The organism is Gemmiger formicilis (assembly GCF_016901605.1).
GTDB lineage: Bacteria > Bacillota > Clostridia > Oscillospirales > Ruminococcaceae > Gemmiger > Gemmiger formicilis_B.
The window spans coordinates 1-244 of sequence record NZ_JACJKP010000677.1; the positions used below are offsets into that span (position 1 = coordinate 1).

At 60.2% G+C, this 244-nt stretch carries 1 pseudogene; it reads left to right on the forward strand.

Annotation, left to right across the window (positions count from 1 at the left end):
* Positions 1-244 (forward strand): annotated as a pseudogene (locus H6B10_RS16435) (alpha/beta fold hydrolase); the annotation flags it as partial.

Sequence of the window (244 nt, forward strand, 5' to 3'; positions counted from 1 at the left end):
GTGGCCATTGATTCGGCCCCTCTGCAGCGAACGTATGTGACGGGCATCGAACTGTGGCTGCTGAAACGGATGGAGCCGGTCTATCGCCATTACCCGTGGAAGTCCCTGCTGAAAACCGGGTCGAAAGGGGTGGCCACTTCGCCCTATGGACAGGCCCTGATGCACGCCATGATGATGACCTACGACGGCGACCAGGAACGATACGCCAGACTGTCAGGCCATGGGTTCCGGATGCTGGCCGAAG